Annotated in this window: 23 protein-coding genes and 6 tRNA genes; 2 read left to right on the forward strand and 27 right to left on the reverse strand. The window is 55.2% G+C overall.

Annotated elements, in window-relative coordinates:
- Nucleotides 1-7: 7 nt before the first annotated feature.
- The 7 genes from mrdA to leuS all read right to left on the reverse strand — a co-directional run bounded on the left by mrdA (nt 8) and on the right by leuS (nt 7,760).
- Nucleotides 8-1,903, reverse strand: a complete 1,896-nt coding sequence (gene mrdA, locus AC6HVW_RS07195) for a peptidoglycan DD-transpeptidase MrdA (RefSeq protein ID WP_037375141.1) — start codon at nt 1,901-1,903, stop codon at nt 8-10.
- Nucleotides 1,904-1,941: 38 nt separating this feature from the next.
- On the reverse strand, nt 1,942-2,412 hold the full coding sequence (rlmH, locus tag AC6HVW_RS07200; RefSeq protein WP_004949595.1) for a 23S rRNA (pseudouridine(1915)-N(3))-methyltransferase RlmH: 471 nt from the start codon (nt 2,410-2,412) through the stop codon (nt 1,942-1,944).
- Between the two features lie 3 nt (nt 2,413-2,415).
- The gene (gene rsfS, locus AC6HVW_RS07205; protein WP_021180005.1) at nt 2,416-2,733 is read right to left on the reverse strand and encodes a ribosome silencing factor; all 318 of its coding nucleotides are present in this window, start codon (nt 2,731-2,733) and stop codon (nt 2,416-2,418) included.
- A gap of 183 nt (nt 2,734-2,916) precedes the next feature.
- On the reverse strand, nt 2,917-3,579 hold the full coding sequence (gene nadD, locus AC6HVW_RS07210; protein ID WP_021805332.1) for a nicotinate-nucleotide adenylyltransferase: 663 nt from the start codon (nt 3,577-3,579) through the stop codon (nt 2,917-2,919).
- Nucleotides 3,569-4,603 (reverse strand): DNA polymerase III subunit delta, encoded by a 1,035-nt coding sequence (gene holA, locus AC6HVW_RS07215; protein ID WP_071682283.1) that lies wholly within the window; start codon nt 4,601-4,603, stop codon nt 3,569-3,571. The genes nadD and holA overlap by 11 nt, the downstream gene beginning before the upstream one ends.
- Entirely contained in the window at nt 4,600-5,163 is a 564-nt protein-coding gene (lptE, locus tag AC6HVW_RS07220) for an LPS assembly lipoprotein LptE (RefSeq protein WP_071682282.1), read from the reverse strand. Before lptE ends, holA begins: the two co-directional genes overlap by 4 nt.
- 14 nt (nt 5,164-5,177) lie before the next feature.
- The gene (gene leuS / locus AC6HVW_RS07225; protein WP_065686404.1) at nt 5,178-7,760 is read right to left on the reverse strand and encodes a leucine--tRNA ligase; all 2,583 of its coding nucleotides are present in this window, start codon (nt 7,758-7,760) and stop codon (nt 5,178-5,180) included.
- Between the two features lie 268 nt (nt 7,761-8,028).
- Here leuS and AC6HVW_RS07230 point away from each other — a divergent pair, with 268 nt between their 5' ends.
- On the forward strand, nt 8,029-8,511 hold the full coding sequence (locus AC6HVW_RS07230; protein ID WP_021180000.1) for a zinc ribbon-containing protein: 483 nt from the start codon (nt 8,029-8,031) through the stop codon (nt 8,509-8,511).
- Between the two features lie 467 nt (nt 8,512-8,978).
- Here AC6HVW_RS07230 and rihA read toward each other — a convergent pair whose 3' ends face one another.
- The 11 genes from rihA to miaB form a co-directional block, all read right to left on the reverse strand.
- Entirely contained in the window at nt 8,979-9,911 is a 933-nt protein-coding gene (gene rihA / locus AC6HVW_RS07235) for a pyrimidine-specific ribonucleoside hydrolase RihA (RefSeq protein ID WP_071682281.1), read from the reverse strand.
- A 271-nt stretch (nt 9,912-10,182) separates the two neighbouring features.
- Entirely contained in the window at nt 10,183-10,908 is a 726-nt protein-coding gene (locus tag AC6HVW_RS07240; protein ID WP_021179998.1) for an amino acid ABC transporter ATP-binding protein, read from the reverse strand.
- Nucleotides 10,908-11,582, reverse strand: a complete 675-nt coding sequence (gltK, locus tag AC6HVW_RS07245) for a glutamate/aspartate ABC transporter permease GltK (RefSeq protein WP_021805327.1) — start codon at nt 11,580-11,582, stop codon at nt 10,908-10,910. The genes AC6HVW_RS07240 and gltK overlap by 1 nt, the downstream gene beginning before the upstream one ends.
- Nucleotides 11,582-12,322, reverse strand: coding sequence for an amino acid ABC transporter permease (locus AC6HVW_RS07250; RefSeq protein ID WP_021805326.1), 741 nt, complete (start codon nt 12,320-12,322; stop codon nt 11,582-11,584). Before AC6HVW_RS07250 ends, gltK begins: the two co-directional genes overlap by 1 nt.
- A 201-nt stretch (nt 12,323-12,523) precedes the next feature.
- Nucleotides 12,524-13,420 carry an amino acid ABC transporter substrate-binding protein gene (locus AC6HVW_RS07255; RefSeq protein WP_071682280.1) on the reverse strand — a complete coding sequence of 299 codons (897 nt, stop codon included), beginning with the start codon at nt 13,418-13,420 and terminating at the stop codon, nt 12,524-12,526.
- Between the two features lie 363 nt (nt 13,421-13,783).
- Complete coding sequence (gene lnt, locus AC6HVW_RS07260; protein ID WP_071682279.1) at nt 13,784-15,313, reverse strand: apolipoprotein N-acyltransferase; 1,530 nt, start codon at nt 15,311-15,313, stop codon at nt 13,784-13,786.
- A gap of 7 nt (nt 15,314-15,320) precedes the next feature.
- Nucleotides 15,321-16,199, reverse strand: coding sequence for a CNNM family magnesium/cobalt transport protein CorC (gene corC / locus AC6HVW_RS07265; protein ID WP_021179993.1), 879 nt, complete (start codon nt 16,197-16,199; stop codon nt 15,321-15,323).
- A gap of 81 nt (nt 16,200-16,280) precedes the next feature.
- On the reverse strand, nt 16,281-16,754 hold the full coding sequence (gene ybeY / locus AC6HVW_RS07270; RefSeq protein WP_024483193.1) for an rRNA maturation RNase YbeY: 474 nt from the start codon (nt 16,752-16,754) through the stop codon (nt 16,281-16,283).
- Nucleotides 16,751-17,806 (reverse strand): PhoH family protein, encoded by a 1,056-nt coding sequence (locus tag AC6HVW_RS07275; RefSeq protein WP_024483192.1) that lies wholly within the window; start codon nt 17,804-17,806, stop codon nt 16,751-16,753. Before AC6HVW_RS07275 ends, ybeY begins: the two co-directional genes overlap by 4 nt.
- Before the next feature lie 224 nt (nt 17,807-18,030).
- Complete coding sequence (locus AC6HVW_RS07280; RefSeq protein WP_021179990.1) at nt 18,031-18,366, reverse strand: zinc ribbon domain-containing protein YjdM; 336 nt, start codon at nt 18,364-18,366, stop codon at nt 18,031-18,033.
- A 93-nt stretch (nt 18,367-18,459) separates the two neighbouring features.
- The gene (gene miaB, locus AC6HVW_RS07285; protein WP_071682278.1) at nt 18,460-19,884 is read right to left on the reverse strand and encodes a tRNA (N6-isopentenyl adenosine(37)-C2)-methylthiotransferase MiaB; all 1,425 of its coding nucleotides are present in this window, start codon (nt 19,882-19,884) and stop codon (nt 18,460-18,462) included.
- 176 nt (nt 19,885-20,060) lie between these two features.
- Between miaB and ubiF the strand changes: the two genes are divergently transcribed.
- A complete protein-coding gene (gene ubiF, locus AC6HVW_RS07290; protein ID WP_071682277.1) occupies nt 20,061-21,242 on the forward strand; it encodes a 3-demethoxyubiquinol 3-hydroxylase in 1,182 nt (393 codons plus the stop codon).
- Nucleotides 21,243-21,331: 89 nt separating this feature from the next.
- Here ubiF and AC6HVW_RS07295 read toward each other — a convergent pair.
- The 9 genes from AC6HVW_RS07295 to nagC form a co-directional block, all read right to left on the reverse strand.
- Nucleotides 21,332-21,406 (reverse strand) — tRNA-Gln (locus tag AC6HVW_RS07295).
- An 18-nt stretch (nt 21,407-21,424) separates the two neighbouring features.
- Nucleotides 21,425-21,501: transfer RNA gene (locus tag AC6HVW_RS07300), tRNA-Met, on the reverse strand.
- A 35-nt stretch (nt 21,502-21,536) separates the two neighbouring features.
- Nucleotides 21,537-21,611: transfer RNA gene (locus tag AC6HVW_RS07305), tRNA-Gln, on the reverse strand.
- A gap of 42 nt (nt 21,612-21,653) precedes the next feature.
- A tRNA-Gln gene (locus AC6HVW_RS07310) sits at nt 21,654-21,728 on the reverse strand.
- 29 nt (nt 21,729-21,757) lie between these two features.
- Nucleotides 21,758-21,842 (reverse strand) — tRNA-Leu (locus AC6HVW_RS07315).
- 9 nt (nt 21,843-21,851) lie between these two features.
- Nucleotides 21,852-21,928: transfer RNA gene (locus AC6HVW_RS07320), tRNA-Met, on the reverse strand.
- Between the two features lie 217 nt (nt 21,929-22,145).
- Nucleotides 22,146-23,810 (reverse strand): asparagine synthase B, encoded by a 1,665-nt coding sequence (asnB, locus tag AC6HVW_RS07325; RefSeq protein WP_021805321.1) that lies wholly within the window; start codon nt 23,808-23,810, stop codon nt 22,146-22,148.
- Nucleotides 23,811-24,286: 476 nt separating this feature from the next.
- Entirely contained in the window at nt 24,287-25,039 is a 753-nt protein-coding gene (locus tag AC6HVW_RS07330; protein WP_021805320.1) for an HAD-IIA family hydrolase, read from the reverse strand.
- A gap of 67 nt (nt 25,040-25,106) precedes the next feature.
- The gene (nagC, locus tag AC6HVW_RS07335; RefSeq protein ID WP_021805319.1) at nt 25,107-26,327 is read right to left on the reverse strand and encodes a DNA-binding transcriptional regulator NagC; all 1,221 of its coding nucleotides are present in this window, start codon (nt 26,325-26,327) and stop codon (nt 25,107-25,109) included.
- Nucleotides 26,328-26,334: the final 7 nt, after the last annotated feature.

Below are 26,334 nucleotides of genomic sequence, written 5' to 3' on the forward strand. Positions count from 1 at the left end.
TTCTACCTTAATCACCTTCTATACCTGGCGGCAGCGGTACTGCATCCGGTAATTGCGTATTGTTGTCGCCCAACAGGATGTGGTCGAGGATTTGGCGGGTAATGGTACCTACCGCCGGGCCTGAACCGCCGTTCTCCAAAATGATGGCCACCGAAACCGTTGGGTTATCGTAGGGCGCAAAGGCGGTCATCAATTTATGGTCCCGCAGGTGTTCAGCGAGTTTGTGGGCGTTATAGGTTTCATAGCCGAATACCTGCGCGGTACCCGATTTTGCCGCGGCTTTATACGGTGTCTTGTCAAAGAACTTGCGCGCCGTGCCGTTAGGCCGGTTGGCAACGCCGTACATGCCGTCTTTGGCTATTTCCCAGAAGCCTGAATGGATATCGCCGATCTGCTTGCTCTCTTTTTGCTTGAACGGCACCAATACGCCGTTGATCTTGGTACTTTGCAGCAGATGCGGATCTTTGACGTTGCCGTCGTTAATCAGGGTGTTCAGCGCCTTGGCCATCTGGATTGGCGTAGCGGTCCAGTAGCCCTGGCCGATGCCCACCGGAATGGTGTCGCCCTGATACCACGGTTTCTTGTAACGTTTGAATTTCCAGTCGCGGGTTGGCATCAGGCCGGAACGCTCTTCGGAAAGATCGATACCGGTATATTCCCCGTAGCCGAATTTGGTCAGCCAGGTGGACAGGCGATCGATCCCCATGTCGTACGCTACCTGATAGAAGTAGGTATCCGCAGATTCCTCCAGCGCTTTGGTGACGTTGAGGCGGCCATGGCCCCATTTTTTCCAGTCGCGGAAGCGTTTCTCTGACCCTGGCAATTGCCACCAGCCCGGATCGAACACGACGGTATTTTTGGTGATCACCCCGGCACTTAGGGCGGAAACGGCAATATAGGGTTTAACCGTGGAGGCCGGAGGGTACACCCCTTGGGTGGCACGGTTGATCAGCGGGCGGTTCGGATCGTTGAGCAGCCCCTGATAATCCTTGTTGGAGATACCATCAACAAACAGGTTGGGATCGTAGCTAGGGTTGGAAACCATCGCCAAAATTCCCCCGGTGCGCGGATCGCTGACCACGACGGCTGCACGGCTACCCACCAGCAACTGCTCGATATAGCGTTGCAGGTTGAGATCCAGCGTAAGATAAACGTCTTTACCGGCGGAAGGGGGTTGCTCATGCAATTGGCGGATCACCCGGCCACGGTTGTTGACTTCAACCTCCTCATAGCCGGTTTTGCCATGCAGGACATCTTCATAATAGCGTTCGATACCCAGCTTGCCGATATCATGGGTGGCGGCATAGTTGCGTAGCTGGCCGTCTTTGTCCAGGCGCTCGAGGTCGCGGTCATTAATTTTCGACACGTAACCGATCACGTGGGTGAGGGCAGACCCATAAGGATAATAGCGGCGTTGATAGCCTTTGACTTCCGCGCCGGGGAAGCGGAATTGATTGACGGCAAAACGGGCCACCTGCACTTCGGTCAGTGGGGTTTTCACCGGGATCGAGACGAAACGGCGCGAGCGCTTGCGTTCTTTTTCAAAGTTGGCGATATCGTCGTCGGTGAGATCGACCACCGGGCGTAAGGCCTCCAGCGTGGCTTTTAGATCGTCCACCTTCTCCGGCATCAGTTCCAACTGGTAAATGGTGCGGTTAAGCGCCAGCGGGGTTCCGTTACGATCGTAAATTATGCCGCGGCTGGGGGCGATAGGCAGCAGCTTGATGCGGTTTTCATTGGAGCGGGTGCGGTAATCTTCAAAACGCACGATTTGCAGATTATACAGATTGGCAATCAGGATGCCTGTCAGCACCAGAATGATAAAAAACGCCACCACGGCGCGGCGTACAAACAGGGCGGACTCGGCCGTATAGTCGCGAAAAGGGTTACGTTCTATTTTCATCCCGCTGCTTTTTTTCACTCTGTTACTGTCACCACCGGTTACTCCCGGTGGTAAGGATGATTTGTAGTAATACTCCAGGCGCGGTAGAGGCTCTCTGCCACCAAAACACGCACTAAAGGATGCGGTAACGTTAACGGGGAAAGCGACCAGCTTTGCTCCGCGGCGGCTTTACAGGCCGGAGCCAGCCCCTCAGGGCCGCCAATCAACAGGCTGACGTTGCGGCCATCCTGTTTCCAGCGCTCGAGCTGTTGTGCCAACTGGGGCGTTTCCCACGGGGTGCCTGGGATATCCAACGTAACGATGCGGTTACCTTTGCCCACCGCTGCCAGCATCTGCTCGCCTTCTTTTTCCAGAATGCGTTTGATATCCGCATTCTTGCCGCGTTTGCCCGCCGGGATCTCGGTCAGTTCAAACGGCATATCTTTCGGAAAGCGATGCAGGTAATCCATAAAGCCGGTCTGCACCCAGTCGGGCATTTTGGTGCCGACTGCAACCAATTGCAGTTTCACCGCTTAACCCCAGAGCTTTTCCAGTTCGTACAATTGGCGACTTTCTTCCTGCATCACGTGCACAATCACTTCGCCCAGATCGACCACTACCCAATCGGAAACGGCCTGGCCTTTCATGCCATACAGTTCCATACCGGCATCGCGGGCTTCTTGCACGACGTGTTCGGCAATCGACATCACATGGCGGCTTGAAGTGCCGGTACAGATGATCATGCAGTCGGTGATGCTGGATTTGCCCTGAACATCTAGAGCGACAATATCCTGGCCTTTCATGTCATCAATTTTATCGATAACGAAATCTTGGAGCGCTTTACCTTGCAAAGGTTCCCCCTCGGGTTGTTCTGTTCATCAGGAAGCTGAGGGCAACTGCCCAAAGTCACTGGCCTGAATCGTGATGGTTTCGGCAGGATGCCGCTGAAAGCCTGCTGGTTTTGCCCAGCTAGCCAAGATCCTTGGGGTTTTCAGCGGATACCTGAAAAATAGCGGCGCAGTATAGCATGCGGCCTATCGATATAAACCCTGTAACTCGATATAACGCTGCACCGGGCGCGGCAGTAAATCGTCACAGCTGATGCCTTGGTGACGGCGCTGGCGTATCTCGGTGGCGGATATCTCCAGTAAAGGGGTATCTGCCAGGTAGATAAACCCGTGCGGCTGGCGGCTGAGCAGGGCGGCATCGGTGATTTGGTGCTGTTCCAGCCAGCGTTGCAGTTCTGGCGTATCCATCTGCTGGTTATAACCCGGGCGCGCCAGCACCAACAGGTGGCAGAAGTGCAACAGGTCTTGCCAGCGATGCCATTTGTGCAGGCTCAGCAGCGAGTCCTGGCCAATAATAAACGCCAGAGGCGCTGCGGCGCCACGTTCTTTACGAATCGTTTCGAAAGTCTCGATGGTGTAGGACGCGGTGGTGCGGTGCAATTCACGATCGTCCACGGCAAATAACGGGGTACCTGCGATGGCCAGCTCAACCATGGTTAGCCGCTGCTGCGCGTTGGCCTCCGGCTGTGGCCGATGAGGAGGCACATGGTTGGGCAACAACGTGACCTTATCAAGGCCGACTTCTTCAGCCAAGGCCGCCACCGGGCGCAGATGGCCGTAGTGGATTGGGTCAAAGGTGCCACCGAAAAAGGCGTGCAGGGTATGTGGCTGTTGCGGGCTAGTAGGCATCGGTGACACTCGTGGCCAGAGGTTTGCCGCAGAGCAGCATCGACAGGGTTTCCAGCTCCGGCCAAACCGACTGGCCGTAGTCTTTCTTGAGGGTGAGCTCAATTTGCGCCAACAGGTGTACTGCCTGCCGCAATTGTTCACCCGAAAGGCGTTGTAGAGCCTGAGTAATCAGGCTACGGCGGTTCTGCCAGACCTTGAGCTGATCGAATAGCGTACGCAGTGGGGTGTGCGCCATGCGGCGTTGAAGGTTCAGCAGCATCAGCAGTTCCCGTTGCAGGGTACGCAGCAAGATCACCGGCTCGACATCCTCTTGCTGGAGTTGCCGCAGGATATGCCAGGCACGTTTGCTCTTGCCTGCCAGCAGGGCATCCAGCCAGTGGAACGGGCTGAAGTGGGCTGCATCGTTTACCGCCTGCTCTACGCGGGGCAACGTCAGTTTACCATCGGGGTGCAGCAGCGAAAGTCGTTCCAACGCCTGCGAAAGAGCCAGCAGGTTGCCTTCATAGCAGTAACACAGCAGTTGATTGGCTGCGTCATCGAGATCCAGCTGCATGGATTTGGCTCGCTGGGCAACCCAACGCGGCAGCTGTGCCTGTTCCGGCGTTTGGCAACTGACCATGACGCCATTGGCGCTGAGAGCCTTGAACCAGGCGCTGTTCTCCTGGGCTTTGGTCAGGCGTGGGCCGCGCAGTACCAACAGGATATCGTCATGCAGCAAAGCGGCCAGCTTGAGCAGTTGCTCGCCGATCGGGGCCGTTGGGCCGTTCTCGGGGAAAATCAGCAACAGGGTTTGCCGGCTGGCAAACAGGCTCATGGCTTGGCAGATACTGAAGATGGCATCCCAGTCGGTATGGACATCCAGGGAAATGCTGTAATGCTCGGTGAACTGCTGCTGTTGGGCGGCCTGGCGGATCAGATCCTGGCTTTCCTGCAGCAACAAGGGTTCATTACCGCTCAATAAATAACAAGCGCGCAGCCCCTCTCGGAGCTGCGCGGCAAGTTGTTCAGGATAAAGACGGATCATTGTGCTGGGGTACTGGCCGCTTTTTCACCAGCGATAGCGGCTTTTTTTTGTGTTTCTTGCACCGCTGCGTGCACCGCCAGCATCTTACGCAGAATTTGCTGGGCAGCCTGCTCACGCATTTCCTGCATAATGATGTCCTGCTCGGCGTCTTTGGCCAAGGCGGTTAACGGGTTATCAAAGAAAGAGCGGAAGACTTTGACGTTGATCGGGTAGATATCATGCCCTGGGATCAATACCTGGGCCTGAACCGTCATCACCAATTGAAATTCGGCCGTTTTACCGTCCTGGAAGATCGAAACCGTATCCTGGCTTTGCGTCGAATTGACGATGCGCAGTGACGGGACTTCCTTGTGGGCCGGATCGTATTTGACCACGGTAGCCCCGCTTAGACGCAATTGCTCGCGCACGGCACGGGTCAGTGGGCCAAAGGGATCATAGCTGTCCAGGATCAGCGTATGCAATTCTGTGGGCACCTGCGCGGTGCCGCGCAGATGAAAACCGCAGCCGGCGGTGACAAGCACCGCCAACCCCAGCAACAACGTCAGAATACGATGTCGCACAAAGCCTCCTTGAGTTAACCCACAACCAGGTTAAGCAATTTGCCTGGAACATAGATCACTTTACGTACCGTGACCCCTTCCAGATATTTGGCCACCAGATGTTCCTGGGCGGCGCGCTCACGCACTTGTTCTTCGGTAGCATCGGCTGGCACGGTGACTTTTGCCCGCACTTTGCCGTTAACCTGTACCACCACCAGTTTGGAATCTTCCACCATGGCGGCTTCGTCTGCTACCGGCCATGGTGCCGTGTCTACGTCGCCTTCGGCGTTCAACGCCTGCCACAGGGTGAAGCAGACGTGTGGCGTGAACGGATACAGCATACGTACCACGGCCAGCAAGGCCTCTTGCAGCAGCGCGCGATCCTGTTCACTTTCCTGCGGCGCACGGCCCAGCTTGTTCATCAGTTCCATCACGGCGGCGATGGCGGTGTTGAAGGTCTGGCGGCGGCCGATATCGTCGGTTACTTTGGCGATGGTTTTATGCACGTCGCGGCGCAGGGCTTTCTGATCTTCATTGAGCTCGCTGACGTTCAGTGGCTGAACCGCCCCTTGCTCAACGTGGTCGTAAGCCAGTTTCCAGACGCGCTTGAGGAAGCGGTTAGCCCCTTCAACGCCAGACTCTTGCCATTCCAGCGTCATTTCGGCTGGGGAAGCAAACATCATAAACAGACGCACGGTATCTGCGCCGTATTTTTCAACCATCACTTGCGGGTCGATGCCGTTGTTCTTCGACTTCGACATTTTGCTCATGCCAGCATAGACCAGTTCGCGGCCTTCAGGATCGGTTGCTTTGACAATGCGGCCTTTCTCGTCGCGTTCGACGGTGGCATCAACCGGAGATACCCAGACGCGTTCGCCGCTGGTGCCGGTGTAGTAAAAGGCATCGGCCAACACCATGCCTTGGCACAGCAGGCGTTTGGCTGGCTCGTCTGAATCGACCAGGCCAGCGTCGCGCATCAGCTTGTGGAAGAAGCGGAAATACATCAGGTGCATGATGGCGTGTTCGATCCCGCCAACATATTGATCGACCGGCAGCCAGTAGTTGGCCGCAGCCGGATCCAGCATGCCTTTATCGTACTGCGGGCAGGTGTAGCGCGCGTAGTACCAGGAAGATTCCATAAAGGTGTCGAAGGTGTCGGTTTCACGCAGCGCCGGCTGGCCGTTAACGGTGGTTTTTGCCCACTCGGGATCGGCTTTGATCGGGCTGGTGATGCCGTCCATCACGACATCTTCCGGCAAGATGACCGGCAGCTGGTCTTCTGGCGTTGGCATTACGGTGCCGTCTTCCAGGGTGACCATTGGGATTGGAGCACCCCAGTAGCGCTGACGGGACACGCCCCAATCGCGCAGACGGTAGTTCACCTTGCGCTGGCCGACGCCTTTGGCCACCAGCTTGTCGGCGATGGCGTTAAAGCCTGCCAGGTGATCCAGGCCGTCGAATTCACCGGAGTTGAACAGGGTGCCTTTTTCAGTCATCGCTTCGGCGCTGACGTCTGGCTTGCTGCCATCCAGGTTCAAAATGACCGGTTTGATCTGCAGATCGTATTTGGTGGCGAATTCCCAGTCACGCTGATCGTGGCCAGGGACGGCCATTACCGCGCCAGTGCCGTATTCCATCAGGACGAAGTTGGCTACCCAGATTGGCAGCTTCTCACCGCTCAACGGATGGATGGCAAACAGGCCGGTGGCCATGCCTTTCTTCTCCATGGTGGCCATTTCGGCTTCGGCAACCTTGGTGTTGCGGCATTCGTCGATGAAGTCTGTCAGCGCCGGGTTGTTGACCGCGCCCTGCTGTGCCAGCGGGTGACCTGCGGCAACGGCGACATAGGTAGCACCCATAAAGGTGTCTGGGCGGGTGGTGTAAACGGTGACTTTCTCAGCGCTGTCGGCAACGTCGAAGGTGATTTCTACCCCTTCGGAACGGCCAATCCAGTTGCGCTGCATGGTTTTCACCTGCTCTGGCCAGCTTTCCAGCGTGTCCAGGTCGTTGAGCAGTTGATCGGCGTAATCGGTGATTTTGATAAACCACTGTGGGATCTCTTTACGCTCAACTTTGGTATCACAGCGCCAACAGCAGCCGTCGATAACCTGTTCGTTGGCCAGTACGGTCAGATCGTGTGGGCACCAGTTCACCGCCGAAGTCTTCTTGTAGACCATGCCTTTTTCGTACAGCTTGGTGAAGAACCACTGCTCCCAACGGTAGTAGTCAGGATCGCAGGTGGCGATCTCGCGATCCCAGTCATAGCCGAAGCCCAGCAGTTTCAGCTGGTTCTTCATATATTCGATGTTGTCGTAGGTCCAAGGGGCCGGTGCGGTTTTGTTTTTTACCGCCGCGCCTTCGGCTGGCAGGCCAAACGCATCCCAGCCAATTGGCTGTAGCACGTTTTTGCCCAGCATACGCTGGTAGCGGGAGATCACGTCGCCAATGGTGTAGTTCCGAACATGACCCATGTGCAGACGACCAGAAGGGTATGGCAGCATGGATAGGCAGTAATACTTTTCCTTGCTGGCGTCTTCGGTAACCTTGAAAGTTTGCTTCTCTTGCCAGTGAAGCTGTACGTTCGATTCTATCTCTTCGGGGCGGTATTGCTCTTGCATGGCGGCCGATGGTCCTGTAGGTGTGTAACAGCTACATCCGTAGCATTCTGTGAGTATCTATAGATCTGCATAGCATAGCTGATAAGACCTGCCAGCAACAACACCAAGCGGTCTGACTCGACGTATTAAAAGAATATCTGTGCCATGATGTGACTCACAATCTGCCAAAACCTCACCTTGCCAAGCCACATCAGTGATTTACGACTAAAATAATAACGAGTAGTTTTAGGGGAGAAGTCCTGTCGCAGTAGTTCATCGAGGAGAAGCTATGAACAAGGTTGCTCAGTATTACCGCGAGTTGGTGACATCACTGACGGAACGTTTAAAGAACGGTGAGCGTGACATTGACCAATTGGTCGCCAGCGCCGAGAAACGTTTGAACGAGGTGGAGGAACTCAGCCGTACGGAAGTGGAGCAGTTGACCCGGGCGGTGCGCCGCGATTTGGAAGAGTTCGCCCGCAGCTATCAAGAGAGCCGGGAGGAATTCACCGACAGCGTGTTTATGCGCGTGATTAAAGAAAGCCTGTGGCAGGAATTGGCGGATATCACCGATAAAACCCAGTTAGAGTGGCGAGAGGTGTTTAAGGATGTCAGCCATCACGGCGTCTACCACAGCGGCGAGGTGGTCGGGCTGGGCAATCTGGTGTGTGAGAAATGCCATCACCATCTGGCTTTCTATACCCCGGAAGTGCTGCCTTTGTGCCCGAAGTGCGGCCACGATCAGTTCCAACGCCGGCCGTTTGAACCTTGATATATTGGCAGAGATGTTAGGTTAAATAGCTGTGACGATGGATGTTACAGCTGGGGATTATGTAGAACGCCGACACGCCGTAAACCCGTCCATGGGGGCTCGCAATCGCGCATCCCTGCGCTCAACGGTCGGCTAACCTGCATAATCCCCACCTGCCAGAGGCCTCGGCGTAGCGGTAAAAAGCGGGTTCGGAGTTGTGTTCAGGTGCAGGGGGGAGCCGTCACGGGGCTGATGCAGAGAGTGTCGTAAAGTTGTGGCACATTCGGTTCCCTCATCCCAACCCTTTCCCAAAGGGCGAGGGAACTGTCTGGAGCACTTGGTTGGTTTGTGCTGCTTCGGGAAGTAGGGAGTAAAGGAATTACGCAGAAAAATCAACAAGTCCTCTCATCCAAGGTGTATCACCGTATTTTCAGGCCCGCTCGATCGGTTCCCTCTCCCTGTGGGAGAGGGTTAGGGTGAGGGGTCATTTAGTAACGTGAAACACACTCGACCATCAGATCGATAAAGCCCTGGCGGTTGATATGGGTCAACACCTCGACGTTGGCCGGTTTACCGTTTTGGCCAAACTCATCCACTACCGTCATGCCCACGGTGTATTGGCCTTGGGTCTCCACACCCACCCACAGCTCACGGCTTTCAAACAGCTCCGGGGCCAGCAGCCAGGCGATGGTGCAAGGATCGTGCATGGCGGCACCCGGCAGGCCGCGCGGGTGGCTGAGATACAACGGCAGGTAGAAATCGAGCATGCTGGCTACCGCTGCCGCCACCGGATTATTAATGCTACGGATGCGTTCGATATCCTGCGGTAACACCAATGCCTGATGGGTGACGTTCAACCCGGCCATGGTTAGAGGCACGCCGGATTGCAGCACAATTTCGGCCGCTTCCGGATCGACGTAGATATTGAATTCGGCCACCGGCGTGGTGTTGCCAGCATTCAGCCCACCGCCCATAAACACGATGCGTTCAATCTTGCTTTTCAACTCTGCGTGCTGTGACAGCAGCAAGGCAATATTGGTCATCGGGCCGGTTACCACCAGCGTAATCGGCTCTGGGCTGGTACGTAGCAGATCGGCAATTAACTCGACCGCAGTTTGCTTGACTGGCTGAAAATCCGGTGCTGGCAAATGGGTGTTGCCCATACCGGTATCACCGTGCACGTAGTCGGCAATCACCAGATCGCGCATCAAGGGCTTGGCGGCACCGCCAGCGACCAGGACATCTTGTCGTTGCATCAGCGTCAGCAGGCCGAGTGCGTTATGCAGGGTTTTTTGCGGTGTCTGGTTACCGGCGGAAGTGGTGACGGCTTTAACATCTAACGTAGGGGCGCGTAGCGCCATGGCAAGGGCAATAGCGTCATCAAGACCTGGATCACAATCGATAATAATAGGGCGGGGCATCACTTTCTCCTTCAGCGTTATCGTTATACCCGTCATCTTTCAAGCTGCGGCGTTGTTACCTGCGCTATCTCACTCCAGCCACTTACAAAAACGTAAGCTCCTGGGGATGAGATAGCTTGTCGCCTAGCTGCAACTTGAAATCTATAGGGTATTTACGTGTCGTCTTGCTAGCGGCAGCTTTAAGTTCATCGGGGTCTATGAGGATCGGGGGAAAGTGCGAAACAAACAAGCACTATTGATGCGCCCTGGGGGGCAGGGCGCATCTGGTACATCAATGCAGGATTTTGGCCAAAAAGTCTTTGGCACGTTCTGACTGCGGGTTGTTGAAGAAGTCATCCTTATTGGTGTCTTCCACAATCTTCCCTTCATCCATAAAGATCACCCGATGGGCTACCTTACGGGCAAAGCCCATTTCGTGGGTCACCACCATCATGGTCATCCCTTCCTGCGCCAGCTTGACCATCACGTCCAACACTTCGTTGATCATTTCCGGATCGAGCGCCGAGGTGGGTTCATCAAACAGCATGGCGATCGGATCCATACACAGCGCACGGGCAATCGCCACGCGCTGCTGCTGGCCACCAGAGAGCTGCCCTGGGAACTTTTCGGCATGTGCCGACAGGCCCACGCGCTCCAGCAGCTTCAAGGCTTTATCGCGTGAGGCGGCCTTGTCGCGCTTGAGGACTTTAACCTGCGCCAGCGTCAGGTTTTCAATGATCGACAGGTGAGGGAACAGTTCAAAATGTTGGAACACCATCCCCACTTTGGAGCGTAGTTGCGCTAGGTTGGTGCTCTTGTTGTTGACCTGAATACCGTTAACCTCGATATCGCCTTTCTGGATCGGCTCCAGCCCGTTGACGGTTTTAATCAGGGTCGATTTACCTGAGCCGGAAGGACCGCAGACCACCACCACTTCGCCTTTTTTGACTTCGGTGGTGCAGTCGGTCAGAACCTGAAAGTGACCGTACCACTTAGAAACATTTTTCAGGGATATCATCAAACAGTCCTTTTCTTCAAATAGCTTACCAGCGCCGAGGCGGCGAGACTGATAACAAAATAGACCAAACCGGCGAACAGGATCATTTCCACCTGTGTACCGTCACGCTCACCAATGGTTGACGCGGTGCGGAAGAAGTCGGCCAGGCTAAGAACGTATACCAGCGAGGTATCCTGGAACAACACGATCCCTTGGGTCAGCAGCAGCGGCACCATGGCGCGGAACGCCTGCGGCAAGATCACCAGCCGCATCGATTGCCACTGGGTCATGCCCAACGCCAGTGAGGCAGAGGACTGACCGCGCGAGACGCTTTCAATGCCTGCCCGGATAATTTCCGAGTAGTAAGCGGCTTCAAACAGCGAAAAGGCTACCATAGCCGAGATAAGGCGAATATCGGTTTTCGGTGACAGCCCAAGAACTTGTTGTAATAAGCTTGGAACCACCAGATAGAACCAGAGCAGCACCATCACCAACGGTACGGACCGGAACAGGTTGACGTACAGCGCCGCAAACCAACTGATCGGCTTGATCGGCGACAGGCGCATCACTGCGAGAACGGTGCCCCAGAGGATACCGAACACAATAGCCGTCACGGTGATTTTCAGCGTGACGACCAGCCCTTGCAGCAGATACGGGAAGCTTGGGACAATCGATCCCCAATCAAATTGGTACATTATTTACTCCCCATATGGCCAGGTAACTGCACTTTCTTCTCGACAATACGCATAAACAGCATGATGACCGCGTTGATAGCGATATAGGCGAGGGTGATGGCAGTAAAGGATTCATAGGCGTGTGCGGAGTAATCCAGCAGCTTCCCGGCCTGAGCGGCCATATCCACCAGCCCGATGGTTGAGGCAATGGCGGAGTTTTTGACCAGGTTGAGCATTTCCGAGGTCATCGGCGGCACGATCACCCGATAGGCGTTGGGCAGCAGCACGTAGCGATAGGTTTGTGGCAGCGTCAGGCCCATTGCCAGCCCGGCAGCCTGCTGGCCGCGGGGCAGGGATTGGATTGCGGCACGCACCTGCTCGCAAACGCGCGCAGCGGTAAACAACCCAAGGCACAGCATGGAAGAAACAAAAAATTGCACGTTGGGATCGAGCTCGCTCTTGAACCACATGCCGATATCGGCTGGCAGCAGCTCCGGCATCACCAGATACCAGGTAAAGAATTGGACGATGAGTGGCACGTTACGGAACAGTTCGACGTAACAGGTACCTAGTGAGGAGAGAAAACGGTTGGGCACGGTACGCAAGATACCGAACAGTGAACCGACAAAGAAGGCAATAATCCATGCACAGACGGAGAGGGCGACCGTAACCTGAAAGCCGGACCAGATCCAGCCCAGGTAGGTGGTATTCCCAAACGGGGCCTGCTGCAGAAAGATACCCCAGTTCCAATCTATTGACATAACGAACTCCGTTAAACAGGTGCAGAACACCTTACAACTTGATGACCGTGTAATCGTGGCGCACGCCAGTCAGGCTGGCTTTTTGGTGTGCCTTGAATCGTGTCTAGGAAAGAATGCGGGAGGGGAACGGCCCCCCGCATACCTGTCTGTCCTGTTACGGTCATCTACAACAGCCAGCTTGGCTGGCTTGATCTTTTTAGATTAGTTCAGTGCTTTGTCGTTCGGCTCTTTAAACAACTGCTTCATGTCGTCGGACAGATCGAAGTTCATGTTGAGGTTTTTCGGTGGGATTGGCTGTTTGAACCAGACCTCAAACCATTTGGCTGCCTGGCCAGAAGTCTGAGCTTGAGCGATAGTGTCATCCACCAGTTTTTTGAACTGTGGATCGTCTTTACGCATCATGCAGCCATAGGCTTCTTTGGACTGCGGAGTGGCAATGATTTCCCACTGATCCGGCTGTTTGGCCTTGGCGCGTTCGCCTGCCAGCAGGGCATCATCCATCATAAACGCCACCGCACGGCCACTTTCCAGGGTGCGGAAGGAATCACCGTGGTCTTTGGCACTGATGATGCGCATTTTCATCTGATCTTTGTCGTTCAGCTTGTTGAGCAACACTTCGGAAGTGGTGCCTGAAGTGACGACCACGGCTTTACCGGCCAGATCTTTAAAGTCTTTGATGTCGGAGCCTTTCTTGACCAGCAGACGGGTACCGACGACGAAGATGGTGTCAGAGAAGGCAGCCTGTTTCTGGCGCTCGAGGTTGTTGGTGGTCGAGCCACACTCAAAATCGAAGGTGCCGTTTTGCAACAACGGAATGCGGTTTTGCGAGGTGATCGGCAGCATTTTCACCTGCAGATTGGGCTCGTTCAATTTCTTCTTGATGGCATCAACGATTTGGTTGGAATAGTCCTGGGAGTAACCCACAACTTTCTGCTGATTATCGTAGTAGGAGAACGGAACTGAGGATTCACGGTGGCCAACAACAATCACGCCGTTATCTTTGATTTTCTTCAGCGTACCGGTCAGTTCTTCCGCATGGGCTACGCTACTCGCCATCCCGATCAGCAGTAACGATAACGCCAATTTGCGCATTTGCATGGTCCAACTCCTGTGCTGTTGTGATTGCCCGCACTCAGGGAGGGCGGGTTAATACGGCTGAGCTATAAAGATAGTCCTAATGCCGATTTACGATAGAAAATAACCGATTGTGAACAAGATGAAACTAAGTTGTTTCATTTTTTGCGACATCACGCGCACCAAATGAATGCAATAAACCCCTGATGCACCACCGAGGTGCGAGACTTGCGCTGGAGTTGTGCACGGATGCGACAAGATGTCAGTTAAAGTAAATCAGCAACGTTCTACAGGGTAATTAAAGCAAGGAGCATGCCAGAAACATCAGAAGGGAGGGGGCAACAAGAAATGAAGAGGGCACGGTAAGGCACCGTGCCCAAGGAGAACTTATCTGCGGCGCCAGCTAATGAGCAGCGCGATGCCACCCAGCAGCACGGTGATGATCCACACTGGCGCAGAGCCAAAGCGGGCATATGGCGTGATGCCGGTAGTGGGTGTCACCTTCACTTCCAGCACTTTGCGGGTGAACTGTGGGATGGATGCCAACACTTCGCCGGTTGGGCCAACGACGGCGGTGACGCCGTTATTGGTGCTACGCAGCAACGGCCTGCCCAGTTCCAATGAACGCATACGCGCCATTTGGAAGTGCTGCCATGGGCCGATGGAATGGCCGAACCAGGCATCGTTGGACACGGTCAGCAGGAAGTTGGTATCCGGGCGGAAGTTATCGCGCACCTGCTGGCCCAGCACGATTTCATAGCAGATGGCTGCCGTCAGGTTATAACCGCGTACGCTGAGCTGCGGCTGCACATAGTTACCACGGCTGAACGAGGACATCGGCAGGTCGAATAACGGAGCCAACGGGCGCAGCAGCGTTTCCAACGGCACAAACTCACCAAAGGGCACCAGGTGATGTTTGTCATAGCGATTGGCTGCCGGGTAGCTGTAAGGCTGTTCCTCGCCAAGCACGATCACGCTGTTGAAGAACTGCGTGCCTTGCTGGGTAGCGCGAGCATCCACAATGCCGGTGATCAGGCTGCTGTTCTTGGCGCGCATCAGATCGTCCATCATGGTCAGGAAACCGTTCTGATTGCTCTCTACATCGGGAATAGCCGACTCTGGCCAGATGATGATTGGCACTTTGCCCATCAACGGACGGCTCTCATCCAGATAGGTTTGCAGCGTACTGAGCAACGCCTTCGGATCCCATTTCATCGACTGCTCGATATTGCCCTGCACCATGGCGACGTTCACCGCTTTATCCGGCTGCGGCGTAAACCAGTGGATCTGGCGCAGCGGCCACGGCATCAACAACATGGCGATAGCAATGACCGCCGGGGTGATGCGCCGCTGATTGAGGGCAAAGACCAGCAGGCCGCTGAGGGACATCAGGATCAGCGTGATCGCATCCACGCCGAGCAATGGTGCAATGCCTTTCAGCGGACCGTCGATCTGGGTATAACCAAATTGCAACCAGGGGAAACCGGTCAGCACCCAACCGCGCAGGAACTCGGTCAGTTGCCATAGAGCCGGAGCGGCAATGGCCAGCCGCCACCAGGTGGTACGTGGCCAGATCCGCGTCAGTAAACCGGCGAACAACCCGGTATACAGCGAAAGATAGGCGGCCAGCAGCACGACCAGGAAGATATTGATGGCAAACGGCATACCGCCGAAGTCGGCAATGCTGACGTAAACCCAGTTCACGCCGCTACCGAACAGCCCCATGCCCCAGCAGAAACCGAGCAGGGCGGATTGTTTGGTCGTGCGGTTGAGGGTTACGGCCAGCAGGCCGAACAGCGAAACAATGGCCGCAGGCCAGATATCGTAAGGGGAGAAGGCCAGCGTGCCACAGGCACCGGTCAACAGCGCCAGCAGGGCGCGAACCCGCTGGCGATCAAGTAATGAGGCTTTAGCCATGGATAAGTTATTCTTCCAGTTTCGGTTGCGGGGCGTCGTCCGGAATTTTGACATGAACCTGGATAATACGTCGACTGTCGGCCATCGCAACTTTAAATAGGTAACCTTCGATTTCAATGGTTTCCCCGCGCGCAGGCAGGTGGCCGAAGGCTTGCATCACCAGACCGCCGATGGTGTCCACCTCATCGTCGCTGAAATGGGTGCCGAAGGTGTCGTTGAAGTCTTCGATCGGCGCCAGCGCCCGCACGGTGAACATGTGGCGGCTCAGTTGGCGAACGTCACGATCTTCCTCATCGTCATATTCGTCCTCAATTTCCCCGACAATCAGCTCCAGAATATCTTCGATGGTCACCAGGCCAGAGACGCCGCCGAATTCATCAATGACAATCGCCATGTGATAACGCTGGGAGCGGAACTCCTTGAGCATCCGGTCAACCCGCTTGCTTTCCGGTACCACCACGGCGGTACGCAGCACCTTGTCGATGCTGAACGGCTCAGAGTCCGCGCGCATAAACGGCAGCAGGTCCTTGGCCATCAGAATACCTTCGATGTGATCTTTATCTTCGCTGATCACCGGGAAGCGCGAGTGGGCGGATTCGATAATCACGTCCAGGCACTCTTCCAGCGTTTGGTTACGCTTGAGCGTCACCATCTGGGAGCGTGGGATCATGATGTCGCGCACGCGCTGCTCGGCGATATCCATCACGCCTTCCAGCATGTCACGGGTATCGGGATCGATCAGGTCGTTTTGCTCGGAATCACGGATCAGCTCTACCAGATCGCCACGGTTTTTGGGTTCACCGTGGAACAGCTGGTTAAGGATAAGAGTAAAGAACCCCTTCTTGGGACTGGGGCTGTCATTGCTTTGTGAATGGTCGTCGCTCATGGCGTTTTAGTTAATATCACTCTATTGAGTTATCAAAATTAGCGACAGCCCCAATCGGGGCTGCGGGGTGCTCAGCTAACATCAGATGGGATCTTTTTCCGCGAGGTAAGGGTCTGGGTAACCCATCTCCTGCATTATCTCGGTTTCCAAAGATTCCATTTCTTCGGCTTCATCGTCTTCGATGTGGTCATACCCTAGCAGATGAAGGCTACCGTGAACAACCATATGCGCCCAGTGTGCTTCCAGCGCTTTCTGTTGCTCAACCGCTTCCTGTTCAACCACTTGACGGCAAATAATCAAATCACCCAACAGCGGCAGTTCGACTTCCGGCGGTGCCTCGAACGGGAATGATAACACGTTGGTGGGCTTGTCTTTACCACGATAGGTCAGATTCAGCTCATTGCTTTCCGCCTCATCCACCAGGCGGATAGTGACTTCGGCCTCTTCCTGAAACTGTGGCAATACCCCTTCCAGCCAGCGCTGGAAGGTGGCTTCATCCGGTAATCCTTCACTGCTGGCGCAGGCAATTTGTAAATCCAGAATAACCTGGCTCATGGTGTTTCCTGTTCGGAGGCAACCGGTGCCTCACGTCTACGTTGTTCGGCGATGGCGTCTTTGCGTTTTTGTTCGGCGGCTTCCCAGGCTTCATAGGCGACCACCACACGGGCCACTACCGGGTGGCGCACCACGTCTTCGCTGTGGAAGAAGTTAAAGCTGATCTCTTCCACCTCAGACAGCACTTCCACCGCATGGCGCAGGCCGGATTTCTGATTACGTGGCAGGTCGATCTGGGTCACGTCGCCGGTGATCACCGCTTTCGAGTTGAAACCGATACGCGTCAGGAACATCTTCATCTGTTCGATGGTGGTGTTCTGGCTTTCATCGAGAATGATAAAGGCGTCATTCAGCGTACGGCCACGCATGTAGGCCAGCGGCGCAACTTCGATCACGTTACGCTCGATCAGCTTTTCCACGCGCTCGAAGCCCAGCATTTCAAACAGGGCGTCATACAGCGGGCGCAGATACGGATCGACTTTCTGGCTCAGATCCCCCGGCAGGAAGCCCAGCTTCTCGCCAGCTTCAACCGCCGGGCGGGTCAGCAGGATACGCCGGATTTCCTGGCGCTCCAGCGCATCTACCGCAGCCGCAACCGCCAGATAGGTTTTACCGGTACCCGCCGGGCCAACGCCAAAGGTGATGTCATGGGCGAAAATATTGGCGATATATTGCGCCTGGTTCGGCGTGCGGGGCTTCACCATGCCGCGCTTGGTCTTGATGGTGACCGATTTGCCGTAATCCGGCACGCTGTCTGCCACCTGCTCCAGCACCCGGCTCTCTTTGATGGCTAGGTGGATCTGTTCCGGATCGATATCTGGGGTCACGCCACGGATCGGCGCGGTATCCACATACAGATGGCGCAGAATATCGGCGGCGGCAACCACGCACAGGTTTTTACCGACCAGCTTGAAACGGTTGTCACGGCGGTTGATTTCAATCCCCAGCCGACGTTCGAGTTGTTTGATGTTGTCATCAAACGGGCCGCACAGGCTCAACAAGCGTTGGTTGTCTGCGGGCTCCAACAGGATTTCTTGTGTTGCGACGTTCAAACGATTCCTCAAGGCTCAACAGGGCCTGGTTGATGTCACGTAACGCGATTTCAGCGCGGGCATTCAGGGCAACCCCCGAACAGCTCTACCCTGAATTATTCATGGTGTACCGCACTGGCGCAAGTTTACCTCTGATCTATCTGTGCGCAGCGAAGGGAATTCAAGGGGGGAGGGGGCAGAATTGGGCCAAATAGTTTGGCCCAACAGCAGGTTAACAGCGGAAATCAGCTCTTCTTCACAAATTCGGATTTCAGCTTCATCGGGCCAAAGCCGTCGATTTTGCAATCGATGTTGTGATCGCCTTCGACCAGGCGGATGTTCTTCACCTTGGTGCCGATCTTCAACATGGAAGAGCTGCCTTTGACCTTCAGATCCTTGACCACGGTCACCGCATCGCCATCGGCCAGCAGGTTACCGTTGGCATCTTTGACAATCAGGGTATCGGCATCTTCAACGGCCGCGCTGTCGCTCCACTCATGGGCGCACTCAGGGCAGATGAACAGGGCGTTATCCTGGTAGGTGTATTCGGAATTGCACTTCGGGCAGTGTGGGAGTTGCATTATTGTGTCGCCTCATAATCAAAATAAAAAACAAAATTACCGGACAATGACTGCCCGGCAGAGAAAAAGGAAAATGCCAAGGTGGCGGGGCGATCAGGGTTGGTAGCTACCGACGCCCAGCTCATCTTCCTTACGGGTACGTGCAATCACCACTTGAGGGGATTGGTGCACGCGCAGTTCCATCTGCTGTTCGGTGCGGACCAGGGTACCGCGCAGAGAGTTGGTTAACACTTCAGTAATTTCGACGTCGACGAACTGGCCGATCAAATCTGGGGTGCCCTCAAAGTTGACCGTCCGGTTGCATTCGGTGCGGCCAGAGAGTTCCATCACGCTCTTGCGTGAGGTGCCCTCGACCAGAATACGTTGCACGGTGCCCAGCATACGGCGGCTGAATTGCATCACCTGCTGGTTGATCCGTTCTTGCAGCAGATACAGTCGCTGTTTTTTCTCTTCCTCACTGACGTCGTCAACCATGTCTGCTGCCGGAGTGCCGGGGCGCGAAGAGTAGATAAAGCTGAAGCTGGTGTCGAAATTCACCTGGGCAATCAGGTTCATGGTCTGTTCAAAATCGGCCTGGGTTTCCCCTGGGAAACCGACAATGAAATCGGAGCTGAACTGGATATTGGGCCGAGCCTGACGCAGCTTGCGGATAATCGCTTTGTATTCCAGCGCCGTGTGGGCGCGTTTCATCATGGTCAGAATGCGATCTGAACCGCTTTGTACCGGCAGATGCAGGAAGCTGACCAGCTCGGGCGTATCTTCATACACTGCGATAATGTCATCGCTGAACTCAATCGGGTGGCTGGTGGTAAAGCGGATGCGATCGATCCCGTCGATGGAGGCCACCAGGCGCAGCAGTTCGGCAAATGAGCAGATGCCACCGTCAAAGGTTGCGCCACGATAGGCGTTGACGTTCTGGCCCAGCAGGTTCACTTCGCGTACGCCTTGGGCGGCAAGCTGGGCAACTTCAAACAGCACATCATCGCTTGGGCGGCTGACTTCCTCACCGCGGGTGTAAGGCACCACGCAGAAAGTACAGTATTTGTTGCAGCCTTCCATGATCGAGACAAAGGCGGTTGGCCCGTCGGCACGGGGTTCCGGCAGGCGGTCGAACTTTTCGATTTCCGGGAAGCTGATGTCCACGATCGGGCTATGCGAACCGCGCACGTGGTTGATCATCTCCGGCAGGCGGTGCAATGTCTGCGGGCCAAAAACGATGTCAACGCAGGGCGCGCGCTGGCGCAGATGTTCCCCTTCCTGTGAAGCAACGCAGCCGCCGACGCCAATAATCAGATCGGGGTTGTTCTTTTTCAGTTGCTTCCAACGGCCCAACAACGCGAAAACCTTTTCCTGCGCCTTCTCGCGGATCGAGCAGGTATTGAGCAGCAACACATCCGCTTCTTCAGCGTTTTCAGTCCACTCGAAGCCGTGTGTGCTTCCCAGTAAATCTGCCATTTTCGATGAGTCGTACTCGTTCATCTGGCAGCCCCAGGTTTTGATATGTAGTTTTTTCGTCATTGACTTGCCATTACTCAGTGCGGAGAGAAAATTGCGTTACGCGCCATGCAGGAAGGCCATTGTAATCATTTGGCGCGCTGGTGACCAGCGAAGTGGCAGTAGCATGCGACCTGAAGCCAGATTAAAAATCCGGTACACTGAACCAAGATGCCCTTTTAACCAAAAGTATAGCCAAAATGAACACTTCACAAAAATGCTTTGATGCCGTGGTGGTTGGCGGTGGGATGGTGGGAGCCGCTGCCGCACTGGGGCTGGCTCGCGCCGGGTTATCGGTCGCTTTGTTAGAGCATGAGGCTCCAGATACGTTCGATCCCCAAAGCCCGCCGGACCTGCGGATCTCCGCTATTGGCTGCACCTCCGTTGGCTTGTTGAAGCAGCTTGATGCCTGGCCTGCGGTGTTGCAGATGAGATCGGCACCCTACCGCGGGCTGGAAACCTGGGAATGGGAGTCCTCACGGGTGGCGTTTGATGCTGCAACGCTGGGACTGCCAGAACTGGGTTTTATGGTCGAGAACCGTATTTTGCAGCTCGCGCTATGGCAGCAGTTGGTACAGTGCGAGAATTTAACGCTGTACTGCCCTGCCAGGCTGCAGGCGATGCATCGAGCCGATGACCAATGGCAGGTGACATTAAGCTCGTCAGAGGCCATACAGGCGCATTTGGTGGTGGGTGCCGACGGTGCTCACTCACAGGTGCGCAAGTTGGCGGCGATTGGCACCAGCGGTTGGCAATACCGTCAGTCTTGCATGTTGATCACCGTGGAAACCGATCAACCGCAGCAGGATGTGACCTGGCAGCAATTCCTCCCCACTGGCCCACGCGCGTTTCTGCCGTTGTACGACCAGTGGGCAACGCTGGTGTGGTATGACAGTCCGCAGCGTATTCGCCAGTTGCAGGCGTTACCTATGGCGCAACTCGAACAAGAGATTGCGGCGGCTTTCCCCTCCCGCTTGGGCACGGTGAAGGCTCATGCCGCCGGATCATTCCCGCTGGTGCGCCGTCACGCGCAACGCTATGTGCAATCCGGGCTGGTGCTGCTCGGCGATGCTGCGCATACCATCAACCCGCTGGCCGGGCAGGGGGTGAACCTTGGCTATCGCGATGTGGATGCGTTACTAGAGATCGTGGCCGACGCCCGTGAGCAGGGAGAGGATTGGGCGAGTGAAGAGGTGCTGATGCGCTATCAGCGCCGTCGTCGTACCGATAACCTGCTGATGCAAAGCGGCATGGATCTGTTTTATACCGCGTTCAGCAATAACCTGGCTCCGCTGGGCGTGGCGCGCAATCTGGCGTTGATGGTGGCGGAAAGGGCGGGCAAGTTGAAAGAGCGGGCGCTGAAGTATGCATTAGGTCTGTGATGACATGGGGCGCCGAATGTTGCGCCCATTTATCCAAACGTAGAAACGCAGAAAAGCAAAAAGCCCGCCGAAGCGAGCTTTTCTAAATTTGGCTGGGGTGCCAGGATTCGAACCTGGGTATGCTGGTATCAGAAACCAGAGCCTTACCGCTTGGCGACACCCCAAATGTAAAACAGACAGCATGGTGGCTACGACGGGATTTGAACCTGTGACCCCATCATTATGAGTGATGTGCTCTAACCAGCTGAGCTACGTAGCCATTCACTAATCTTTGTGACTTTCAATTGCGTTGCATGGCTGGGGTACCTGGATTCGAACCAGGGAATGCTGGTATCAAAAACCAGTGCCTTACCGCTTGGCGATACCCCAATAACACAATCAAATTGTTACAGCGCCCCATCCTGAAAAAGATGGCTGGGGTACCTGGATTCGAACCAGGGAATGCCGGTATCAAAAACCGGTGCCTTACCGCTTGGCGATACCCCACCTGCTGCATGCACGACGATGAAAGAAAATGGTGCGGGAGGCGAGACTTGAACTCGCACACCTTGCGGCGCTAGAACCTAAATCTAGTGCGTCTACCAATTTCGCCACTCCCGCAAAAAAGATTGGTGGCTACGACGGGATTCGAACCTGTGACCCCATCATTATGAGTGATGTGCTCTAACCAACTGAGCTACGTAGCCATCTTTTTCGCTCAACCTTCATCGGCGTTGCGGGGCGCATTATGCGTATATGGCCGATTTGCGTCAACAAGTTTTTTCCCGAAAAAGCGACTGAACGGGTTGTTTGACTGGGTTGTGAACATTATGGTGATAAATTCGGCAGATTAGGCCATTAACGGTTGAAAACATCCACAAAAAAGCGGGCCATCAGGCCCGCCGAAGGTAAAACGGTGACGGTTTACTTATAGGCTGATTGGTGTACGCCTACTGCACGGCCTGATGGGTCGTCCATCTTTTTGAAGGATTCGTCCCATTCAATGGCTTTTGCCGATGAGCAGGCTACGGAAGGGCCGCCAGGGACACATTCCGCCGCGCTCGGCAGTGGGAACAGCTCTTCGAAAATCTCGCGGTACAGGTAGCCTTCTTTGCTGTTTGGCGTGTTGTACGGGAAGCGGAAACGTGCTGTTTCAAGCTGTTGATCGCTAATCTGCTTGGCAGCGACTTCTTTTAGCGTATCGATCCAGCTGTAACCGACACCGTCGGAGAACTGCTCTTTCTGGCGCCAGGCCACGCTAGCTGGCAGGTAAGACTCGAAGCATTGGCGAATAATGTGCTTCTCCATCTTGCCGTTGCCGCACATTTTATCCTGTGGGTTGATGCGCATCGCCACGTCCAGGAAGTTTTTATCCAGGAATGGCACGCGGGCTTCTACACCCCAGGCAGACATCGCTTTGTTGGCGCGAGCGCAGTCGTACATATGCAGCGCCAGCAGCTTACGCACGGTTTCCTCGTGGAATTCTTTGGCATTTGGCGCCTTATGGAAGTACAGGTAGCCGCCGAACACCTCATCAGCCCCTTCGCCGGACAGCACCATCTTGATGCCCATCGCTTTAATCTTGCGTGACATCAGGTACATCGGCGTGGAGGCGCGGATGGTGGTGACGTCGTAAGTTTCGATGTGGTAGATCACATCGCGAATGGCATCCAGACCTTCCTGTACCGTGAAGTGGATTTCATGGTGGACGGTACCAAGGTGGTTAGCGACCTCTTGAGCCGCACGCAGATCCGGGGAACCTTCCAGCCCGACGGCGAAGGAGTGCAGCTGTGGCCACCAGGCTTCACTGCGCTCATCATCTTCTACCCGGCGTGCGGCATATTTTTTGGTGATTGCAGAGATCACCGAGGAATCTAGCCCGCCGGAGAGCAGCACGCCATAAGGCACGTCGGACATCAGATGGCTTTTGACCGACTCTTCCAGCGCGTTGCGCAGTGCGTTGGCATCGGTGACGTTGTCTTTGACGTTGTCATAGTCGAACCAGTCACGCTGGTAGTATTCGCGAATTTCACCGTCTTGGCTCCACAGGTAGCTGCCCGCCGGGAACTCTTTAATGCTGCGGCAGACCGGCACCAGCGCCTTCATCTCAGAAGCGACATACAGGTTGCCGTGCTCATCATGCCCCATATACAGCGGGATGATGCCGAGATGGTCGCGGCCAATCAGGTAGGCGTCTTTTTCAGTGTCGTATAGGGCAAAGGCGAACATACCTTGCAGATCGTCCAGGAAGTTCGGGCCTTTTTCCTGATACAGCGCCAGGATCACTTCGCAGTCGGAGCCGGTCTGGAACTGATAATGTTCACCCAGTTGCTGACGCAGGGCCTGATGGTTATAAATTTCACCGTTAACCGCCAATACGTGGGTGTGCGCGGCGTTGTAAAGCGGTTGAGCACCGTTATTCACATCAACAATCGACAGGCGCTCGTGAACCAGAATGGCTTTATCGCTGGCGAAAACGCCGGACCAGTCTGGGCCGCGATGGCGCATCAGGCGCGACAGTTCCAACGCTCTTTTACGCAATTCAACCGGATCGGACTTCAGATCGAGCACACCGAAAATAGAACACATACAAACTCTCCTAACGACATTTTATGGCGGTGATGTGATGTACAGCGTGCCTGCATGTTCAGTAACGGTGCGGCTTTGCTGCCTTCTGATAATGAAAATGCGTCAAAAGCTGAGGTAGATGCAAGCGATTTAACGTTACGCTGAAAAATAGTCTTGGGGTGGGGTGCTAAAATTAGTGGATATTCATTTTTTAGCGGTAAAAATTGACGAATATCTAATTTATTACCGAATGAGGCGAGGGCGAGATAAATTTTCAGACATTTTGATGATCGATGTTTCCCCTCACCCCAACCCTCTCCCACAGGGAGAGGGAGCCAGCGCAGAGTCGTTGTCGCGTGCAGAAGTTTGATCTGCAATAAGGGGGATGTTTAAGGCGAACCTTTGCTACTGAGGGAAGAACGCCAAAACATCAGCGAACTGGATCGGTCCCCTCTCCCTGTGGGAGAGGGTTAGGGTGAGGGGCCATTGCTTGCGGCTTAAAAAATGGTGATATCCGCCACGGAAGGGAAGATATGGCTCGGGCGGAACGGCATGGATTCAACATCGTCCAGGTTTGAGACGCCAGACAGCACCAGCACGGTTTCCAGCCCGGCCTGGAAGCCTGCCAGGATATCGGTGCGCAGGTTGTCCCCGACAATCACCGTCTCTTCCGAATGTGCCTGCATCTTGTTCAGCGCGGCGCGGATAATCCACGGGCTAGGCTTGCCGACATAAAACGGCTTACGGCCGGTGATCTTCTCGATCGGCGCACATAAAGCCCCACAGGCGGGAGTGAAACCATGGCCATGGGTATCCGGGTTGGTGGCGATAAAGCGTGCCCCGTTGTTCACGAAGAAGGCCGCTTTATGCATCATGTCCCAGTTGTAGGAACGGGTCTCACCCACGATCACGAAATCCGGGTTGATATCGGTGATGGTAAAGCCGGCTTTGTAGAGTTCGTGGATCAGTGCGCCTTCGCCCACCACATAGGCTTTTTTACCTTCCTGGCGGCGCAGGAAATCGGCCGTTGCCATCGCTGAGGTGTAAAACGCGCTTTCTGGCACGTCCAGGCCAGCGGCGGCAAAGCGGTTGGCCAGGTCCTGGGCGGTTTGCGAAGGGTAGTTGGTTAGCACCACCAGCGGCATTCCCTGCTCCTGAATACGAGCCAGGAACAGATCGGCTCCAGGGATCGGGGTATTGTCATGCAGCAGCACGCCGTCGATGTCACATATCACGTTTTTGATAGTCATTGTTGCTGGTCTCATGATAAACGGCAGGGCAAAAAAGCCAGAAGTGCATCCCTGCCAAACAGGCAGTTTAACTTTCTAACAGCCGTTGGAGAAGTACACCGTTGAGCATTGCCCGTTTTGCCAGGGCAAAAGCGCCGATCGCTGAACGATGATTGAGTTCGGAAGTGACCACCGGCAGGTTTCTGCGGAAATCCTTCAGCACCTGGGTGTTGATGCAGCTTTGGATGGCGGGTAACAGCACTTTGTCCGCTTCGGTGATTTCACCGGCGATCACCACTTTTTGCGGGTTGAACAGGTTGATGGCGATGGCTACCGCCTTGCCCAGATAGCGGCCAACGTGTTCGATCACTTCGCTGGCCAGCAAATCTCCGCGATTGGCGGCTTTGCAGATGGCGGCAATGCTACAGTCGTCCAGCGTCATTTTGCTTGGGTAGCCCTGACTCAGCAGGTGGCGTACGCGTTGTTCGATAGCAGCGTTGGCTGCCACGGTTTCCAGGCAGCCGAAGTTACCGCAGTGGCAGCGCTCGCCGAGGGGATCGATTTGAATATGACCAATCTCCCCCACGTTGCCGTTATTGCCGAGGAAGATTTTGCCGTTGACGATGATCCCGGCCCCGGTGCCCCGGTGCAGGCGCACCAGAATGGAGTCTTCACAATCCCGGGTAGCCCCGAAGTAGTGCTCCGCCAAGGCCAGGCTGCGGATATCGTGGCCGACAAAACTGGTGACGTTGAAGCGTTGCTGCAGACTTTCGACCAACGCCCAGTTATCGACGCTGATGTGCGGCATATAGCGCACTACACCTAAAGCCGGATCGACCAGGCCAGGCAGGATCACGGCAATGGCGATCAGTTCGCGCAGTTTGCGCTGGTAGCTTTCGATAAACTGCGCAATGGCGTTGAGCAGTGCGTTTTCCAGTGTCTCCTGGGTGCGTTCCGGCAGAGGGTAGTGCTCCTCTCCGAGCGACTTACCGCCCATATCGTACAGGGTGATAGTGGCATCATGGCGCCCCAGGCGGACGGCAACGGTGTGGAAATTGCGGGTTTCGCTGACAATGGAAATGGCACGGCGGCCACCGGTGGAGGCTTGCTGATCGACCTCTTTGATCAGCCCGCGCTCCAACAGTTGGCGAGTAATTTTAGTGACGCTGGCGGGGGCTAGCTGGCTGAGTTCGGCAATCTGAATGCGCGAGATCGGGCCTTGCTGGTCGATCAGGCGATACACTGCTGCGCCATTAAGTTGCTTAACTAAGTCAACATTCCCTATTTGTGCTTGTCCGCCAGTGCTCATCAATAAT

This window comes from Serratia sp. NCCP-200 (assembly GCF_059697885.1).

Coding starts and splice junctions, on each gene's coding strand:
- mrdA (WP_037375141.1), bottom strand. CDS start 1,903: ATGAAAATAGAACGTAACCCTTTTCGCGACTATACGGCCGAGTCCGCC.
- nadD (WP_021805332.1), bottom strand. CDS start 3,579: ATGCCTACTAGCCCGCAACAGCCACATACCCTGCACGCCTTTTTCGGT.
- holA (WP_071682283.1), bottom strand. CDS start 4,603: ATGATCCGTCTTTATCCTGAACAACTTGCCGCGCAGCTCCGAGAGGGG.
- leuS (WP_065686404.1), bottom strand. CDS start 7,760: ATGCAAGAGCAATACCGCCCCGAAGAGATAGAATCGAACGTACAGCTT.
- AC6HVW_RS07230 (WP_021180000.1), top strand. CDS start 8,029: ATGAACAAGGTTGCTCAGTATTACCGCGAGTTGGTGACATCACTGACG.
- rihA (WP_071682281.1), bottom strand. CDS start 9,911: ATGCCCCGCCCTATTATTATCGATTGTGATCCAGGTCTTGATGACGCT.
- AC6HVW_RS07240 (WP_021179998.1), bottom strand. CDS start 10,908: ATGATATCCCTGAAAAATGTTTCTAAGTGGTACGGTCACTTTCAGGTT.
- gltK (WP_021805327.1), bottom strand. CDS start 11,582: ATGTACCAATTTGATTGGGGATCGATTGTCCCAAGCTTCCCGTATCTG.
- AC6HVW_RS07250 (WP_021805326.1), bottom strand. CDS start 12,322: ATGTCAATAGATTGGAACTGGGGTATCTTTCTGCAGCAGGCCCCGTTT.
- AC6HVW_RS07255 (WP_071682280.1), bottom strand. CDS start 13,420: ATGCAAATGCGCAAATTGGCGTTATCGTTACTGCTGATCGGGATGGCG.
- lnt (WP_071682279.1), bottom strand. CDS start 15,313: ATGGCTAAAGCCTCATTACTTGATCGCCAGCGGGTTCGCGCCCTGCTG.
- corC (WP_021179993.1), bottom strand. CDS start 16,199: ATGAGCGACGACCATTCACAAAGCAATGACAGCCCCAGTCCCAAGAAG.
- ybeY (WP_024483193.1), bottom strand. CDS start 16,754: ATGAGCCAGGTTATTCTGGATTTACAAATTGCCTGCGCCAGCAGTGAA.
- AC6HVW_RS07280 (WP_021179990.1), bottom strand. CDS start 18,366: ATGCAACTCCCACACTGCCCGAAGTGCAATTCCGAATACACCTACCAG.
- miaB (WP_071682278.1), bottom strand. CDS start 19,884: ATGACGAAAAAACTACATATCAAAACCTGGGGCTGCCAGATGAACGAG.
- ubiF (WP_071682277.1), top strand. CDS start 20,061: ATGAACACTTCACAAAAATGCTTTGATGCCGTGGTGGTTGGCGGTGGG.
- asnB (WP_021805321.1), bottom strand. CDS start 23,810: ATGTGTTCTATTTTCGGTGTGCTCGATCTGAAGTCCGATCCGGTTGAA.
- AC6HVW_RS07330 (WP_021805320.1), bottom strand. CDS start 25,039: ATGACTATCAAAAACGTGATATGTGACATCGACGGCGTGCTGCTGCAT.
- nagC (WP_021805319.1), bottom strand. CDS start 26,327: ATGAGCACTGGCGGACAAGCACAAATAGGGAATGTTGACTTAGTTAAG.